The 14,938-nt window shown below is 66.5% G+C and carries 14 protein-coding genes; 3 read left to right on the top strand and 11 right to left on the bottom strand.

Going from position 1 to position 14,938, the window contains the following annotated elements:
• Window position 1: 1 nt before the first annotated feature.
• The gene (gene fdnG / locus AC3WOB_RS18735) at window positions 2-3,070 is read right to left on the bottom strand and encodes a formate dehydrogenase-N subunit alpha (protein WP_492275842.1); all 3,069 of its coding nucleotides are present in this window, start codon (window positions 3,068-3,070) and stop codon (window positions 2-4) included.
• Between the two features lie 306 nt (window positions 3,071-3,376).
• Between fdnG and AC3WOB_RS18730 the strand changes: the two genes are divergently transcribed.
• Together AC3WOB_RS18730 and AC3WOB_RS18725 are read left to right on the top strand one after the other, a co-directional pair.
• Window positions 3,377-4,849, top strand: a complete 1,473-nt coding sequence (locus tag AC3WOB_RS18730; RefSeq protein ID WP_492275841.1) for a DUF1254 domain-containing protein — start codon at window positions 3,377-3,379, stop codon at window positions 4,847-4,849.
• Between the two features lie 50 nt (window positions 4,850-4,899).
• A complete protein-coding gene (locus AC3WOB_RS18725; protein WP_013391074.1) occupies window positions 4,900-5,403 on the top strand; it encodes an acyl-CoA thioesterase in 504 nt (167 codons plus the stop codon).
• 97 nt (window positions 5,404-5,500) lie between these two features.
• Here AC3WOB_RS18725 and AC3WOB_RS18720 read toward each other — a convergent pair whose 3' ends face one another.
• The 9 genes from AC3WOB_RS18720 to ssuE all read right to left on the bottom strand — a co-directional run bounded on the left by AC3WOB_RS18720 (window position 5,501) and on the right by ssuE (window position 13,223).
• The gene (locus tag AC3WOB_RS18720) at window positions 5,501-6,508 is read right to left on the bottom strand and encodes a sterol desaturase family protein (protein ID WP_492275840.1); all 1,008 of its coding nucleotides are present in this window, start codon (window positions 6,506-6,508) and stop codon (window positions 5,501-5,503) included.
• 2 nt (window positions 6,509-6,510) lie between these two features.
• Entirely contained in the window at window positions 6,511-7,269 is a 759-nt protein-coding gene (locus tag AC3WOB_RS18715) for a polysaccharide deacetylase family protein (RefSeq protein ID WP_492275956.1), read from the bottom strand.
• Window positions 7,270-7,357: 88 nt separating this feature from the next.
• Window positions 7,358-8,338, bottom strand: a complete 981-nt coding sequence (locus tag AC3WOB_RS18710; RefSeq protein WP_013391071.1) for a YVTN family beta-propeller repeat protein — start codon at window positions 8,336-8,338, stop codon at window positions 7,358-7,360.
• A 173-nt stretch (window positions 8,339-8,511) separates the two neighbouring features.
• Window positions 8,512-9,360, bottom strand: a complete 849-nt coding sequence (locus AC3WOB_RS18705; protein ID WP_492275839.1) for a DUF2950 family protein — start codon at window positions 9,358-9,360, stop codon at window positions 8,512-8,514.
• Between the two features lie 23 nt (window positions 9,361-9,383).
• Window positions 9,384-10,811 carry a DUF3300 domain-containing protein gene (locus tag AC3WOB_RS18700; protein WP_492275838.1) on the bottom strand — a complete coding sequence of 476 codons (1,428 nt, stop codon included), beginning with the start codon at window positions 10,809-10,811 and terminating at the stop codon, window positions 9,384-9,386.
• A gap of 123 nt (window positions 10,812-10,934) precedes the next feature.
• Entirely contained in the window at window positions 10,935-11,150 is a 216-nt protein-coding gene (locus AC3WOB_RS18695; protein ID WP_006227327.1) for a TOBE domain-containing protein, read from the bottom strand.
• 64 nt (window positions 11,151-11,214) lie between these two features.
• Window positions 11,215-12,111 carry an ATP-binding cassette domain-containing protein gene (locus AC3WOB_RS18690; protein ID WP_492275837.1) on the bottom strand — a complete coding sequence of 299 codons (897 nt, stop codon included), beginning with the start codon at window positions 12,109-12,111 and terminating at the stop codon, window positions 11,215-11,217.
• On the bottom strand, window positions 12,108-12,599 hold the full coding sequence (locus AC3WOB_RS18685) for an ABC transporter permease (protein WP_492275836.1): 492 nt from the start codon (window positions 12,597-12,599) through the stop codon (window positions 12,108-12,110). Before AC3WOB_RS18685 ends, AC3WOB_RS18690 begins: the two co-directional genes overlap by 4 nt.
• Window positions 12,600-12,602: 3 nt before the next feature.
• Window positions 12,603-13,223: an NADPH-dependent FMN reductase gene (ssuE, locus tag AC3WOB_RS18680; protein ID WP_492275835.1), complete on the bottom strand. Its 621-nt coding sequence runs from the start codon at window positions 13,221-13,223 to the stop codon at window positions 12,603-12,605.
• A gap of 242 nt (window positions 13,224-13,465) precedes the next feature.
• Here ssuE and AC3WOB_RS18675 point away from each other — a divergent pair, with 242 nt between their 5' ends.
• Entirely contained in the window at window positions 13,466-13,903 is a 438-nt protein-coding gene (locus tag AC3WOB_RS18675) for a universal stress protein (RefSeq protein ID WP_013391065.1), read from the top strand.
• A gap of 18 nt (window positions 13,904-13,921) precedes the next feature.
• Here AC3WOB_RS18675 and AC3WOB_RS18670 read toward each other — a convergent pair whose 3' ends face one another.
• Window positions 13,922-14,929 (bottom strand): 2Fe-2S iron-sulfur cluster-binding protein, encoded by a 1,008-nt coding sequence (locus AC3WOB_RS18670; protein ID WP_492275834.1) that lies wholly within the window; start codon window positions 14,927-14,929, stop codon window positions 13,922-13,924.
• Between the last annotated feature and the right edge of the window lie 9 nt (window positions 14,930-14,938).

The following is a 14,938-nucleotide window of genomic DNA, read 5'->3' as shown; positions in this document are numbered from 1 at the left end:
CTTAAGCCTTCTCGACCTGCACCAGGAACGACTTGAATTCCGGCGTCTGGGAATTCCCGTCGCCCACGAACGGCGTCAGGGTGTTGGTGAGGAAGCCGGGTTTGGCCAGGCCCACGAAGCCCCAGTGGATGGGGATGCCCACGTGATGCACCGTCTTGCCCTCGACGGTCAGCGCGCGCAGGCGCTTGGTGACCAGCGCGACCGCCTTGATGTAGCCGCGGTTGGACGACACCTTCACGCGCGAACCGTTGGCGATGCCCAATTCCTTGGCCAGCGCCTCGCCGATCTCCACGAACTGCTCCGGCTGGAGGATCGCGTTGATGCGGACGTGCTTGGTCCAGTAGTGGAAGTGCTCCGTCAGGCGGTAGGTCGTGGCCACGTAGGGGAACTTGTCCACCGTGCCCATCGCGGCCAGGTCGTCCTTGAAGACCCGCGCGGCCGGATTGCTGGTGACGCCCTTGGCCTTCGGATACAGCGGGTTGTAGCCCAGCGGCGTCTCGAAGGGTTCGTAGTGCTCGGGGAACGGCCCTTCGGCCATGCCCGCCCGCGCGAAGAAGCGCGCCACGCCCTCGGGATTCATGATGAACGGACCCATGCCGCCGTCGGGGTTCTCGTCGCCCTTGAAGTCGGGGATGTCGGCGCCGGTCCAAAACTTGCCGTTCCACGAAACAAGGCTGCGGCGCGGGTCGAACGGCTTGCCCGTCAGGTCACAGGACGCGCGGTTGTACAGGACGCGGCGATTGGCCGGCCAGGCCCAGGCCCAGTTCAGGGTCTGGCCTATGCCGGTCGGATCGCTGTTGTCGCGCCGCGCCATCAGGTTGCCGCCGGGGCCCCAGGCGCCGGCGAAGATCCAACAGCCGCTGATGGTGGAACCATCGTCGCGCAGTTCCGCGAAGCCGGCCAACTGCTCGCCAGCCTTGCGCGTCACCTTGGACGGGTCCTTGGGATCCGTCAGTTCCACCAGTGCCTTGCCCGTGTATTCCTTGGCCAACTCTTCCGCAGTGGGATTCTGCGGATTGGAGTACGGCCAGGACAGGTTGACGATGGGGTCGGGGTACTTGCCGCCCTCGTCCTGGTACATCTTGCGCAGGCGCGTGAACAGCAGCGCCATGATCTCGATGTCGCTCTTGGCCTCGCCCGGAGGTTCGGCGCCCTTCCAGTGCCATTGCAGCCAGCGGCCGGAGTTCACCAGCGTGCCGTCTTCCTCGGCAAAACAGGTGGTCGGCAGGCGGAAGACCTCGGTCTGGATCTTGGACGGATCCACATCGTTGGCTTCGCCCGCGTTGCGCCAGAACTCGGAGGTCTCGGTGACCAGCGGGTCCATGATGACCAGGAACTTCAGCTTGGCGAAGCCGGCATTCAGCTTGGCCTTGTTGGGCGCGGCGGCCAGGGGATTGAAGCCCTGGGCAAGGTAGCCGTTCATCTTGCCCTGGAACATGAGCTCGTAGACCTGCAGCATGTCGTAGAGCTTGTCCAGCTTGGGCAGGTAATCGAACGCCCAGTTGTTTTCGGCCGTGGCGGACTTGCCCCACCAGGCCTTCATCAGGCTCACGTGGAACTTGCTGTAGTTCTGCCAGTAGCTCAGCTGGTTGGGCCGCAAGGGCTTCTGCGTGCGCGACTCGATGTACTTGCCGTAGTCCTGTTCGGGCTCGTTGGGCAAGGTCATGTAGCCGGGCAGCAGGTTCGACATCAGGCCCAGGTCGGTCAGACCCTGGATGTTCGAGTGCCCGCGCAGCGCATTCATGCCGCCGCCGGCGATGCCGATGTTGCCCAGCAGCAGCTGCACCATGGCGCCGGTGCGGATGATCTGCGAACCGATGGAATGCTGCGTCCAGCCCAGCGCGTAGAGGATGGTCGCGGCGCGGTTGGTGGTGGCGGTGGAAGCCAGCATCTCGCACACCTTCAGGAACTTGTCCTTGGGCGTGCCGCAGACGCGCTCGACCATGTCCTCGGTGTAGCGCGAATAGTGCTTCTTCAGCAGCTGGTAGACGCTGCGCGGGTGCGCCAGCGTCGGATCGGTCTTGACGTAGCCGTCGTCGCCGCGCTCGTAGTCCCAGCTGGCCTTGTTGTAGGTGCGCTTTTCGGCGTCGTAGCCGGAATACAGGCCTGCGTCGAACGCGAAGTCTTCGCGCACGATGAAGGAAAAGTCCGTGTAGTTGCGCACGTACTCGTGCTGGATCTTGTCCTTATCCAGCAGATACTTGATGACGCCGCCCAGGAAAATGATGTCGGTGCCGGTGCGTATGGGCGCGTAGAAGTCCGCCACGGATGCCGAGCGCGTGAAGCGCGGATCCACGACGATCAGCTTCGCCTTGTTATGGGCTTTTGCTTCCGTGACCCATTTGAACCCGCAAGGGTGGGCCTCGGCGGCATTGCCGCCCATGATCAGTACTACGTCCGCGTTCTTGATGTCGACCCAATGGTTCGTCATCGCTCCACGGCCAAACGTCGGGGCAAGACCTGCCACCGTCGGGCCATGTCAGACACGGGCTTGGTTGTCGAATGACAGTATCCCCATGCTGCGCACGGTCTTGTGCGTGATGTAGCCGACCTCGTTGCTGCTTGCCGAGGCCGCCAGCATGCCGGTGGTCAGCCACCGGTTGACGGTTTTGCCATCCGCGGTCTTCTCGACGAAGTTCGCGTCGCGGTCGGCCTTCATGAGCTTGGTGATGCGGGTCAGGGCGTCGTCCCACGACATCCGTACCCACTTGTCCGAACCTGGCGCCCGGTATTCCGGGTACTTCAGGCGGTTGGGGCTGTGGATGAAGTCGATCAGGGCAGCGCCCTTCGGACAGAGCGTGCCGCGGTTGACGGGGTGGTCCGGGTCGCCTTCGATGTGCATGATGCTGGCACGGGCGTTCTTGGAGCCGTCGCCCAAGCCGTACATCAGCAGTCCACAGGCGACCGAACAGTAGGGACAGGTGTTGCGCGTTTCAGTCATGCGCGCAAGCTTGTACTGGCGGACTTCGGCCATGGCCGTGCCGGGGGCAGCCCCCAGCAAAGCCAGGCTGGAGCCTGCCAGCGTCGCACCGGTCACCTTGAAGAACTGGCGGCGATTCATGTTGACCATGAAACACTCCTCTCCTGGTGAATGAAGAAAGCCTTAAGGCCGCCGAAGCGAAAAGGCCCTACGACTTCCAAGGACATTTTCCCGAGTATAGGCCTTGCGCGACGGCCGCGCCATGAGATCAGTCCTAAGACTGGCCCGTCCTTATGTCTGAGATTTGGATGCCAAATCGGGTTTTTTCGCAGATTTTGGATGATCCCGCGGCTGCTACCATTCTCGGCTGCCTGGACTGGCCGCAAGCTTCCCGCTGCGGGGACGCCACGCCGGCCCGATCTCCCTCTTTTCCCCCGCATGTCCGTAGGAGCGCCGATGCGCCGCCTTGTTGCCCTGGCCCTGTCTTTCGCCGCCGTCGCCGCGCTGGCGCCGGCCACGCCCGTCGTGGCGGCGCCCTCCGCCCCGACCCCGGCCGCCGCCGCCACCGAAGCAGCCCACCAGGCGGCGATGGAAGGCTATCTCTATTTCTATCCGCTGGTCACGATGGACCTGACCCGCCGCCAGTTCACCCATCCGTCGCGCGGCGCCGAGGGCGCCCCGGCCAATACCTTCCTGCACGGGCGCGCGCTGCCGCAGCCCGGCGCCGCAACGCCCTGGGCCAATCCCGACATGCTGCGCAGCGCCGCCTGGCTGGACCTGACTTCCGGGCCGGTGGTGCTGTCAGTGCCGGATACCCAGGGCCGGCTCTACACGCTGACGCTGCTGGACATGTGGACCGACGTGTTCGCCATGCTGGGCAAGCGCAGCACCGGCACGGCCAAGGGCAATACCGTGATCGTGCCGCCGGGCTGGAACGGCGTGCTGCCCTCTGGCATGGCGCGCATCGACGCGCCTACCGCCCATATCTGGGCCAAGAACCTGATCCAGACGGGCGGGCCAGCGGACTACCCCGCAGTCCACGGCTTGCAGGACGGCTTCGTGCTGACGCCGCTGGCGCAATGGAATTTGCCCGCGCAGGCGCAGCGGGTGAAATCCGATCCTTCCCTCAATCTGCGGATCCCCGTGCGCGAGCAGGTTGAATCCATGCCGACCGACGCCTACTTCGAGTACGCGGCCGAGCTGCTGCGCAAGAATCCGCCGCATCCCACCGACCAGCCAGTGCTGGCCAAGCTGCGCGGCGCGGGTCTCATCGCCGGCCGGCCGTTCGACTTCGCTCAACTCGGCCACCCCGCCAAACAAGGCATGCGGCGCGGCCTGCGAACGGCGCGCGAGCGGATGACGGCCGCTGCCGGCGGCACGGTGCGCAGCGTGAACGGCTGGCACCAGGAAACCGCCAACCTCGGCGTCTACGGCAATTCCTATCTGCGGCGCGCCCTGACGGCGCAAGCGCAGCCGGGCGCGGGCCTGCCCGAAGACCTGAGCGTGCTGCTGCTGGCCGCCGACAGCCAGGGCGCGCCGCTGGATGGCGCGCACGGCTACACGCTGCATTTCGAGAGCGGCCAGTTGCCGCCCGCCGCGGCGCTCTGGTCGCTGGCGGCCTACGATGCGCAAGGCATGCCGTTTGCCAATCCGCTGAGCCGCTACGCGCTGGGCGACCGCGATCCCCTGCGCTACAACGCCGACGGTTCGCTGGACCTGCGCATCAGCCACGCGCCCCCCGCGCCCGAGGAACAGTCCAACTGGCTGCCCCTGCCCGCCGCCGGGCCGGCAAGCCTGCTGCTGCGCGTCTATGCGCCCGAGCCGGCGCTGCTGGATGGGTTGTGGACGCCGCCCGCCCTGCTGCGTGACGTGCCGCCCGAAGAATTGGTGGAAGCGCCTGCGGAAAACACTGAAAAGACCCAGCCATGACAGTCGCCTGCCGCTACCATAGGTGTTTTATTCAAGATTGAACGACCGCCATGGACGAAGCCTTTAGCCACCAACTGTCGATGACCATCCTGATGACGCCGGACATGGCGAATTTCTCGGGAAATGTGCACGGCGGAACCATCCTCAAGTACCTGGACCAGGTGGCCTACGCCTGTGCCAGCCGGTACGCCGGCCAATATGTGGTGACCCTGTCCGTGGACCAGGTGGTGTTCCGCGAACCCATCCACGTGGGCGAACTGGTGACCTTCCTGGCAGCCGTGAACTACACCGGCCGCACCTCGATGGAAATCGGCATCAAGGTCGTCACCGAGGACATCCGCAAGAAGCTGGTGCGCCACACCAACAGCTGTTACTTCACGATGGTGGCGGTGGATGAGCAGGGCGCGCCGACCGCGGTGCCGCCCCTGGAACCGCGCAACCTGGAAGAAAAGCAACGCATGGAAGCCGCGCGCCTGCGCCGCGAACTGCGCCAGGAAATGGAACGCCGGCACGGCGAGATCAAGCGGGAGACCACGCACGACGGTCAGCCCTGAAACGGGCTTCCAGACCGATCCTCCCAAATAAAAACGAGCCCTACCGGGCTCGTTTTTATTTGCGCGTTTCCAACCGGGAAAGCGCGTGGGGCAGTTCTCAGGCGCGTTCCGCGGAAGCCGGCGGCGCCGGTGGCGCGGCGGCAGGCTCGCGATCGCGGCCGACCATGCGCTTCAAGCCCAGCCACTGCTGCGACCAGAAGCTGCGGCCGTAATCGCGCCCGCCCAGTTCCGCCTGCTGGTCATGGATGCCGGTAGGGCCGTAGCCCACGCCGAAGCGGGCGGTGCGGAACAGCACGTCCCAGATGGGGAACAGCGCGCCGAAGTTGTAGCCGCCCACCGGCCCTGGCGAAGACGCGTCGTAGGCGATGGAGTGGTGATGGCGGTGAAAGCGCGGGCTGACCAGCAGGCGCTCGCCGATGGCGCCGAAATGCATGCGCAGATTGGCGTGCGAGAAACTCTGCGCCAGCTGGGTAATGGCCACCACCATGACGAACTGCGCGGGCGGCACGCCCACCAGCTGCGACACGAATACCACCAGCACGTCGCGCAGCATGTCGTCCAGCAGATGGTTGCGGTCGTCGCTCCAGATCGTCATCTGGCGCTGGCTATGGTGCACCGCATGCAATGCCCAGAGCCAACCGAAACGATGCTGGGCGCGATGGTAGAAGTAGTCGACCGCGTCGAACAGCAGCAGGTAGATGATCAGGCTGACCCAGGCCTTGTCCGTGACGCCGGGCCAGTACTGGTCCAGCTGGAAGGCCGCGAAGCCCCAGACGTGCAGTTGCCCGAACACGCTGTCCCACAGCGGGTCCACGGTAAAGAACAGCAACAGGCGGAACGCGCCCAGGCGGTGGATCAGCGTGTACAGCACGTCGATGCCGATCTGGCGGCGGTCGGTCACGGCCTCCACGGGGCGCAGGCGCTGCAAGGGGCCGAATATCAGCACCAGCACCGCGATCTGCAGCAGGCCGACCAGCAGCCACATGGTGGCGTCGTAGCCGTCTTCGATGAAGTTGCTCATGCCCAGGTGGAACAGCGCGGGCTGAATCGCCGTTTCGAAGAGCCATTGCTGGCACTCTCCGAAGAATTGACTAAGCGTATCCATGATCAATGATGAGTAGCGATCCAGTCGCGGTAGGACGGGTGCGCGTCCAAGGTAGCAAAACAATAGCCCTTGCGCTGCAAACCGACAATCAGCGGCTCCAGCACGGCCGGCGCCCAGGGGTCCTGGCGCGACCAGATGCCCAGGTGGGCCAGCAGGATGTCGCCGGGCTTGATGGTGCGCAGCGCCTGATCCAGCAGGCGGGCGTTGGGGTATTTGTCGCTGGGCAGTTCATCGCCCAGGAAGCCGGCGGGCGCCCAGCCCACGTGCTCGAAGCCGCAGGCCTTGGCCGCCTTCAGCAGCGCAGGCGAGGTCTTGCCACCGGGCGCACGGTAGATCGGCAGCATGTTCTTGCCCGTCATCTGGTGGAAACGAGTGACGGACCGCTTGATCTCGGCGCAATACTGCTCGGGCGTCCATTCGGCGCGCTTGCCCGCGTCCGGACCGGCGCTGGGCTTGACGCGGAACTTGCCGCCGGGCAGGTCGGCCTGCCAATAGACGTGATCGTAGGTGTGCGAGCCGAAGACATGGCCTTCGGCCGCGCGCGCCTTCCACCACGGCGCCCACACGTTATCCAGGCTGGAGCCGTCGGTCAGCGTGCGCTCGTTGGCCAGGAAGAAGGTGACCTTGACGTTGTGGCGGGCCAGCACGTCGGCGATCAGCGGGGCCACGCCCATGTGGCCGGTATCGAAAGTCAGGTAGACCGGCTTGTCGCAGGTGGCGGGCGCGGCCGTTCCCAGGGCGGGAAAGGCCAGCGCGAGCATCACGGCCACAGCCACATGTCGTTTTGCCGGCAAGCGCTGCCCCTTGGGGGGCAGCAAGCCCGCGCAAGCGGGCGCGGCGTGGGGGCTCTTACCTCGTCGGAGCATGGTTCAAGGTCCAGACGCCGTGAGGCGACTTGCCCACCGGCACCTGATTGACGACCTTCTTCTGCTCAAGATCCACCACCGTGAGCTTGCGTGCCCAGCGCGAGGTGACCAGCAGGGTCTTGCCGTCGGCCAGCACGTCCATGCAGTCCGGGCCGCCCGGCACCGGGAAGGTGTCGGTGACGGCCAACGTCTGCAGGTCGATGCGGCTGATGGAATTGGCGGTGCGGTTGCTGACGAACAGATGGCGGTGGTCGCCCTGCGCGCGGAAGGCGTGGGCGCCCGCGGCGGTCTTGATGCGCGTCACCAGCTTGGCCGGGCCGTTGCTGACATCGTAGGCCTCGACGTAGGAGTCGCCGGTCAGCGCCACCAGCAAGGTCTTCTGATCAGGCGTCAGGAACACGTCGGCCGGCGTCTTGCCCACCGACACCGTCCACTTCGGCGTCTGCGTGGCCAGGTCGATGGCGATGAGCTGATCGCTGTCCTGCAGCGTCACGTAGGCCGTGGTGCTGTTCTTGTCGATCATGATGTGGCTGGGCGTCTTGCCGGCCTGGATACGCTTGACCAGCTTGAGGTCGAAGCCCTTTTCCAGCGGATGCCAGGAATAGATGTCGATGTGGTCCAGGCGGTTGGCGGCGGTCACGAACCACTTCATGTCCGGCGAAAACTGCAGCTGGTAGGGATCGACAATGCCGGTCAGCGTGCGCTGCACTTCACCGGTCTTGGGATCCATCAGCGTGATCGAATCGCTGGTGGCGTTGGCCACCATGAGCGACTTTTCGTCGGGGGTCAGGTACAGGTGATGCGGCTCTTTGCCCGTGGGCACGCGCCGCAATTCCTTGTAGGTGGCCGGATCAACGATGCTGACGTTGGCGTCCAGGGAGTTCAGGACGAAAATCGGGGCCGAGGCCGCCGCGGCGCTCAGCGCCATCCCTACGCCGAACAGGGCGTAGCGGACAAAATGCATGGGATTCAATTTCTAGGTCCGGCAAAGGGGTATCGGGCAGGGTCCCGGTGCTCGCCATTTTAGGCACAGCGCGCTGACAAAAGGGCGTCGCGCCACGCGATGCGGACAAACGGACACGCCTGTTGCGACCCAGCAACAGGCGTGCGCGGATTACTCCCCGAAAGCCGGAAAAATCATTTGGTGCCAACGGGTTGCGCGTCGGCGTCGGTCCAGGTTCCGGCACTGATATCGCGTTCCCGCAAGGCGGCGGCGCGCGCCGCGGACGCGGGTCCCAGGTCGGACTCCAGTACGCGCCCGTCGGGACCGATGACAAAGGTGTCGATGCCGGTCTGCCCGTAGCGGGCCGGCCAGGCGACGATGCGGTACGAACTGCCGTCGGCGCCCGGCATCACCTTGTACCGATAGCCGTAATAGGCGTCGTCCAGCGGCACCTCCGGCCCCATGCTGAGCGCGTCCAAGCCGTAGGCCTGCTGAGGCGCGCCAGGCACTTCGGGCCAGTACAGGCCGTCGCGTTGTCCCGGACGGCTGACCAGGCGGCTCGCATAGCGCCCTTGGCCCACGCTGTCCTTGTAACGGCCCTGGGCCGCCTGCAACTCCCGCAGCGTCGCGATGGCGGTCAGTTCGTTGCGACCGATGGCGCGGCGGCGGATTTCCGCCGTGCCGGCTGCCGGGTCGAAACGCCAGCCCTGCCCGGCACGCACAATGGGTACGGGCAGAGTCCAGCCCGAATCCCCGACCGCCAGCCAGGAACGGCCGCCGTCGGCCACGATTTCGTGCTTGCGCGACCAGGCCGCCAGGAAACGGTAGATATCGTCCTGCGCCACGCCACCCGGCACGATCTTCCGGTGATTCGGCCCCAGTACCTTGGCCAGTCCGTCCAGGTCGCCAGTGGCCATGGCGTCGACGAAGGCGTCGGCGGCGGCCTGCGGGCTCGGATACAGGCTTTGCGCGGCGACGGGGGCCGCGAGGCCCAGCGCCAGCAGCGACGCGGCGCCCAGCGCGCGCAAACGAGCAATGGTCATGAGAGTTCCCTTGTCCATGGTGCTTATCTCCGGCCGCCGAAATGTCCGCCGCCGCCACCGCCGCGTCCGCCGCCGGCGTGGCCGCCCCCGCGCGCGCCGCCTCCGCCGCCGCGGTTCATCTCGCTGCGGCTGTGCTGCTGCCGCATCTGATCGCCGTTGCCGGCGCCGCTCAGCGCATTGGCGCTATTGGAAGCACGGCCCCTGTCGCGCGCGGCCGCTTCGTCCGCGCGCTGGCGCTGGGACGCGGCCTGGCGGTCCTGCGTCGACACGCTGGAGGAAGGCCGGTTGTGCTGCGCTTGTCCGCCGCCCTGGGTCCGGTCGCGGGCGCCCTGCCCGCCCTGTCCGCCTTGCGCGGCTCGCTGGCCTTGCCCTTGTCCTTGCCCGCGGCCGGCTGCGGCATCGCCCCTGCCGGCGGCGCCTTGGCCACGTCCCGCGGACGGTCCGGAATGGCCGGCAATGGATTGCCCGGTGCGACCCTCGAACGACTGCGCCGCGCGGTCACGGGCGGCATCGCGGGAACTGGCGGCCGGCGCCGCGCCCGGCGTACGGCCGCCCTGGCCCTGCGCCCGGCTCTGCACACCGGCCTGGCGCTGGCTGTCGAAACGCTGCCGGCTGGCCTGGTCCGCATACGGGGTATTGCCGCGGTTGGCGGGATTGTGCTGCCAGTTGGTCCTGTTGTTGTTGATGTTGGTCCGGTCGATGCGCTGGTTGACGTTGATGTTGTTGTAGCGGTTGACGTCGATATCGACGTCGTTGTGCCCCCAGTCGAACCCGCCCCACATGGAGTTGACCGCGGCCACGCCCAGGCCGAAGCCTATGCCGGCCACCAGCGAGGTGGCGAACACCGAGCCCGGAGGCGGCGGATAGTAGTAAGGCGGATAGGAAGGATAGGCCCAGGCGCCGTAGACCACCGTCGGGTTGTAGCTGGGCACATACACCACCTGCGGATCGGCCGGCTCGATCACCACCACCGTCTTGTCGTTGGTGGTGTTGGAGGTGACCTTCTGCTGCGGCGTGCTCTTCAGGTTGCCGGCTTTCTGCGCCTGGACTCGCAGCCGCTGGACCGAGTCCATGACAGCGTCGGGTTGCGCCAGGAAGGCGTCGCCCACGGACTTCACCCAGTCCGGCTGGCGGCCCATCATGTCCATGACCGAAGGAAATGCCACCAGGGATTTGACGCTGGGATCCCAGGCCTCGCCTTCGACAGCCTTGACGGCCTTGTCGCCGGATTCCGAGGTGTGCGCGGCCGACCACTTGGCGGCCGCCGCGACATCGTCGGGGTAGGTCGCCCCCATGAGGATTTGCGAGAGCAGCGAATCCGGATACAGCGCCACGGGCGCCATCAGCTGATCCAGTTGCGCGTTGTCCAGCTTGGTCTGCGCCGTGGCGGGGAAGCAGGCAACCAGCCCCAGGCATAACCAGCCGATGAACCATTGTTGCAGTCGACGCATTTTCCGTTCTCCGTGAATCGCAAAACATGCTGCCACAAGCCAGGAGGAAATTGCCGGATATCGCGCAGACAATATATGCCTAACGCCGGCGCAGGGGAAGCGCCGGCGCGGATCTGTCTCGGTTCACAGTTTGGCGACGGAAACCTCGGTCGCCTTGACGAAGGCCAGCACCTCGGTGCCGACCTGCAAGTCCAGTTCCTTGACCGACCGGGTGGTGATGACCGAGGTCACGATGCCGGCCGGCGTATCCACGTCCACCTCGGACACCACCGGGCCCAGAATGATTTCCTTGATCTTGCCGCGGAACTGGTTGCGGGCGTTAATGGATTGAATGCTCATGGGTCTTGCTCCTGGTGTGTGGGGCGGCGCCATGCCGCCCCTGCGTGAATCACGGGGTGCGGCCTCAGACCGCGAGCCGCAGATGCCGGATCTGGATGACGGGCGCCAGCGGCCGATCGGCGTCTGGGGTGTCTTGCTGGCGCAGCGCGGCGCGCAGCACACGGGCCTCCAACGCGGCGAGCGCGGCCGAGCCGCGCACGCGTGGATGCGCGAGGCCGACACGCTCGTCCAGCACCACGCCGCCTTCGTCCAGCACCAGGATGCGATCCGCCAGCGCCACGGCCTCGGCCACGTCGTGGGTCGCCAGCACGGCGGTAAAGCCCTGCTGGCGCCAGAGGTCTGCCAGCAGCCGCTGCGCCTCGATGCGGCTCAGCGCGTCCAACCCCTCGAAAGGCTCGTCCAGCAACAGCAGGCCGGGGTGGCGCGCCAAGGCCCGGGCCAGCGCCACGCGCTGACACTGGGCCTCGGACAGCTGCGCGGGCCAGTCGCCACCGTGGCCGTCCAGGCCCACCTGCCGCAACGCATCTGCCGCCTGCGCCGTGCCGGGCAGGCCCAGGGCCACGTTGTGCAGCACGGTCTTCCAGGGCAGCAGGCGCGCGTCCGGCAGCAAGAGGCGCACACGGCTGTCGGGCGCCCAGTTGGGAAAGTTGTCGAACAGCAGCGGCGAGCGGCTCGGCTCTCCGCCCTGCTCGCCGCTGGGCGCAAGCTGGCCAGCCAGCAACTGCAGCAAGGTGCTTTTACCGCTGCCGGCGCGCCCGACCACCGCCACGAACTCGCCGGCCGCAATCTCCAGGTCCAGCGCCTGCAATGCAATGCGGTCGCCATAACGCTTGGCAAGCTTGCGCAAGGTCACGCGCAGCGCAGCTTGCGGTGCAGGCTCGGACGCTTCGTCCGGCTCCGTCCGCGCGCGCGCGTCCAGGTGCTGCAACAGTTCAAACTCATTGGGATTGATAAACATCATCGCGGCCTCCAGCGCAGCAGCCAGCGCTCCAGCACGCCTACCAGCGCCCCCGAGCCCAGACCGAGGCCCGCGTACAGCGCGACCCCCAGCAACAGCGTCGCCGCGCCCGGAGGAACGCTGTCCAACAGCGGCAGCCTGCCCGGGCCCGCCGGCGTCGCGTAGAGTTCCAGCGCTATCAAGCTCAGCCATAAGAGTCCCAGCCCCTGCCGCAGGCCCGTCAGGATGAACGGCAACGCGCCCGGCAGCAGCACGTCCCGGTAAAGAGGCCAGCCGCTCAAATCGTGCGACCGGCCGGTCTCGACCAGCGCCGGGTCCACCGCGCGTATGCCGCGCACCGTCTGGTATAGAAGCGGCGCAAGCAGGCTCAGCGGCGGCAGGACCTGCCTGGCCGTCTCGCCGCTGCCCAGCCACAGCGCCGCCAGCAGCGCGGGCGCGAGCCAGCGCAGGATCGGCGTATCGGGAGGGGTGTAGGCGTGGGCGCGGCGCATGGGTCACACGCTGAAACTGCCCGCAAGCGCGAGCCGACCCAGGTCGTAGGATTGATTGACAGATGCGCCGCGCGGCAGCACCTGTTCGGACAGGCGCTCCACCGAGTCCTCCAGCCGCCGCCGCGCCTCGGCGTCGATCTCACCCACGCCGAATTCATCCACGCGGACCTGCGCATCGGTGGCATAGACGCCCGCCAGAATGTGGCGCGCGCCCAGCGCGGACAGCACGGGCTTCAGGCCATATTCCAGCGCCAGCAGATGCGCGGGGCTGCCGCCCGTGGCGATGGGCAGCACTACCTTGCCCGCCAGGGCCTTGGGATCCAGCAAATCCAGCACCGCCTTCAAGCCGCCGGAAAACGAAGCCTGGTAGACCGGCGTGGAAATCAGCACCGCATCCGCCGCCGCTACCCGCGCGCGCAGCGTATTGGCCGCGGCGCTGGCGTAGTTGCCTTCTATCAGTTCTTCGGCCGGGATGTCGCGCAAGCCCAGTTCGCCGACACCCAGGCCCCGCGACTGCAGGATCCCGGCAGCGTGCCGCAGCAGCACCGAGGAACGGGAGCGTTGCGACGGACTGCCCGCTATGGCAAGTACGCGGGCATAAGCCTGGCGGCGTGGCGATGACATGGAAGTTCGTTTCCGGAAGTAGGTTCAAGGCGTCGAACCGATTCTGTCATCGCCGCGCGGCGCGGAAAAATACTTAGTCGATATGAGGTTATGTTGCAGCCCGGGTTCGGCTTCTTTTGGAAATATGCGCGGCGGGCCCCCCCGGGAACCTCGTCCGTATGCAGGACTGGATTGCGCCTGACGGCGAGCCTATACTGGATTGGCGAGTTGCTCCCTATTCCTTTCCCTAAAGGAGAGGCAACATGTATAAGCACCTGCTCGTCGCCGTGGACGGCTCCCTGCTGTCCGAATCGGCTTTCAAGCGCGCTCTTGTTTTCGCCAAGGAAATGGGAGCCACCATCACGCTCATCCGCGCCATCCCGGAGGACCATCTGCTGGTCTACCAGGCCGAAATGCTGGGCACCACGCAGGCGCAGCATACCGACCAGGCGCGCAAGAACGCGCAAACCTACCTGGACAACCTGGAAATGGAAGCGCGCCACGCGCTGGTGCCATGCAACGCCGTGGTCACGGTCAACGACCACCCCCACGAGGCCATCGTCGAAGCGGCGCAGAACCAGGGCTGCGACCTGATCATCATGGGTTCGCACGGCCGCCATGGCATGACGGGCTTTCTGCTGGGCAGCGAAACCCAGCGCGTGCTGGCGCGCACGCGCCTGCCGGTGCTGGTGTACCGCTAAATAGGCATGCGTGGCCGCTCAGGCGGCGGCCAGCGCGTGCTGGAAGGTGAAGCTGTCGGAATACATGTGGTCCAGACTGGCGCCGCGCGCGGCCAGGAGGCTCTTGGCTTCGCGGATCATCTCCGGCGCGCCACATAGGTAGAAAGCGTGCTCGGACAGATCCTGGTGGTCCTCCAGGACTGCCTGCTGCACGTGGCCGCGGCGACCCAGCCAGTCCGCACCCGCGCGCGACAGTACCGGCACGAAGTTGAACTCGTACAGTCTTCCCGCCCAGCTTTCGATCACCTCGCGCAGATAAAGGTCGGCCTCGGTGCGCATGCCCCAGTAAAGCGTGACGGGCGGGCAGTCTTCGTTGTCCAGCAGCGACTCCAGAATGGCCTTGATGGGCGCGATGCCCGTGCCGGTGGCCATCATGATGAGCGGCCGCCAGTCTTCCTCGTGATAGCTGAACACGCCCAGCGGCGCTTCGATCTCCACGCCGGCGCCGGCCTGCGCCTGGCCCAGCCACTGGTCGGTGTAGCGCCCGCCGGGGATGCGGCGCACGTGGAAATCCACCAGGCCGCCGGCGGGCGTCGAGGCCATGGAAAAGCTGCGCGTCTCGCCGTCGGGCAGCACCACGTTCATGTACTGGCCCGGCACATAGTCCATGCCCTCTTGCGGCAGCGCCAAGGTCAGGTGGATGACGTCGTCGCAGAACTTTTCGATGCAGTGGATGGTGGCCGGCAGACGGCGCGGTTCCGGAAACGACTGCCGGCTGCTGGCCACGCTGATGCAAAGATCGCCCAGGGGCCGGGCCTGGCAGGCCAGCGCATAGCCTTCGGCCGCCTCCTCCGGCGTCAAGGCCATGGGGAACTCTTCGTACTCCACGGCGCCGGACTCCAGTTTGATGCGGCAGGTGCCGCAGCCGCCAAAGGTGCACTCGTGCGGCAACTTCACCGCCGAGCGCTCGGCGGCCTGCAGCACGGATTCGCCTTCTTCGACCTGGAACGACTCGTCGGTTTGCAGGATATGCACGCGGTATGCCATGGCCGGCCT

It is taken from the genome of Achromobacter sp. FW305-C-30-7 (assembly GCF_058783105.1).
Note: the sequence above shows the minus strand (reverse complement) of the source record. Positions and strands in the feature narration are given on the sequence as shown.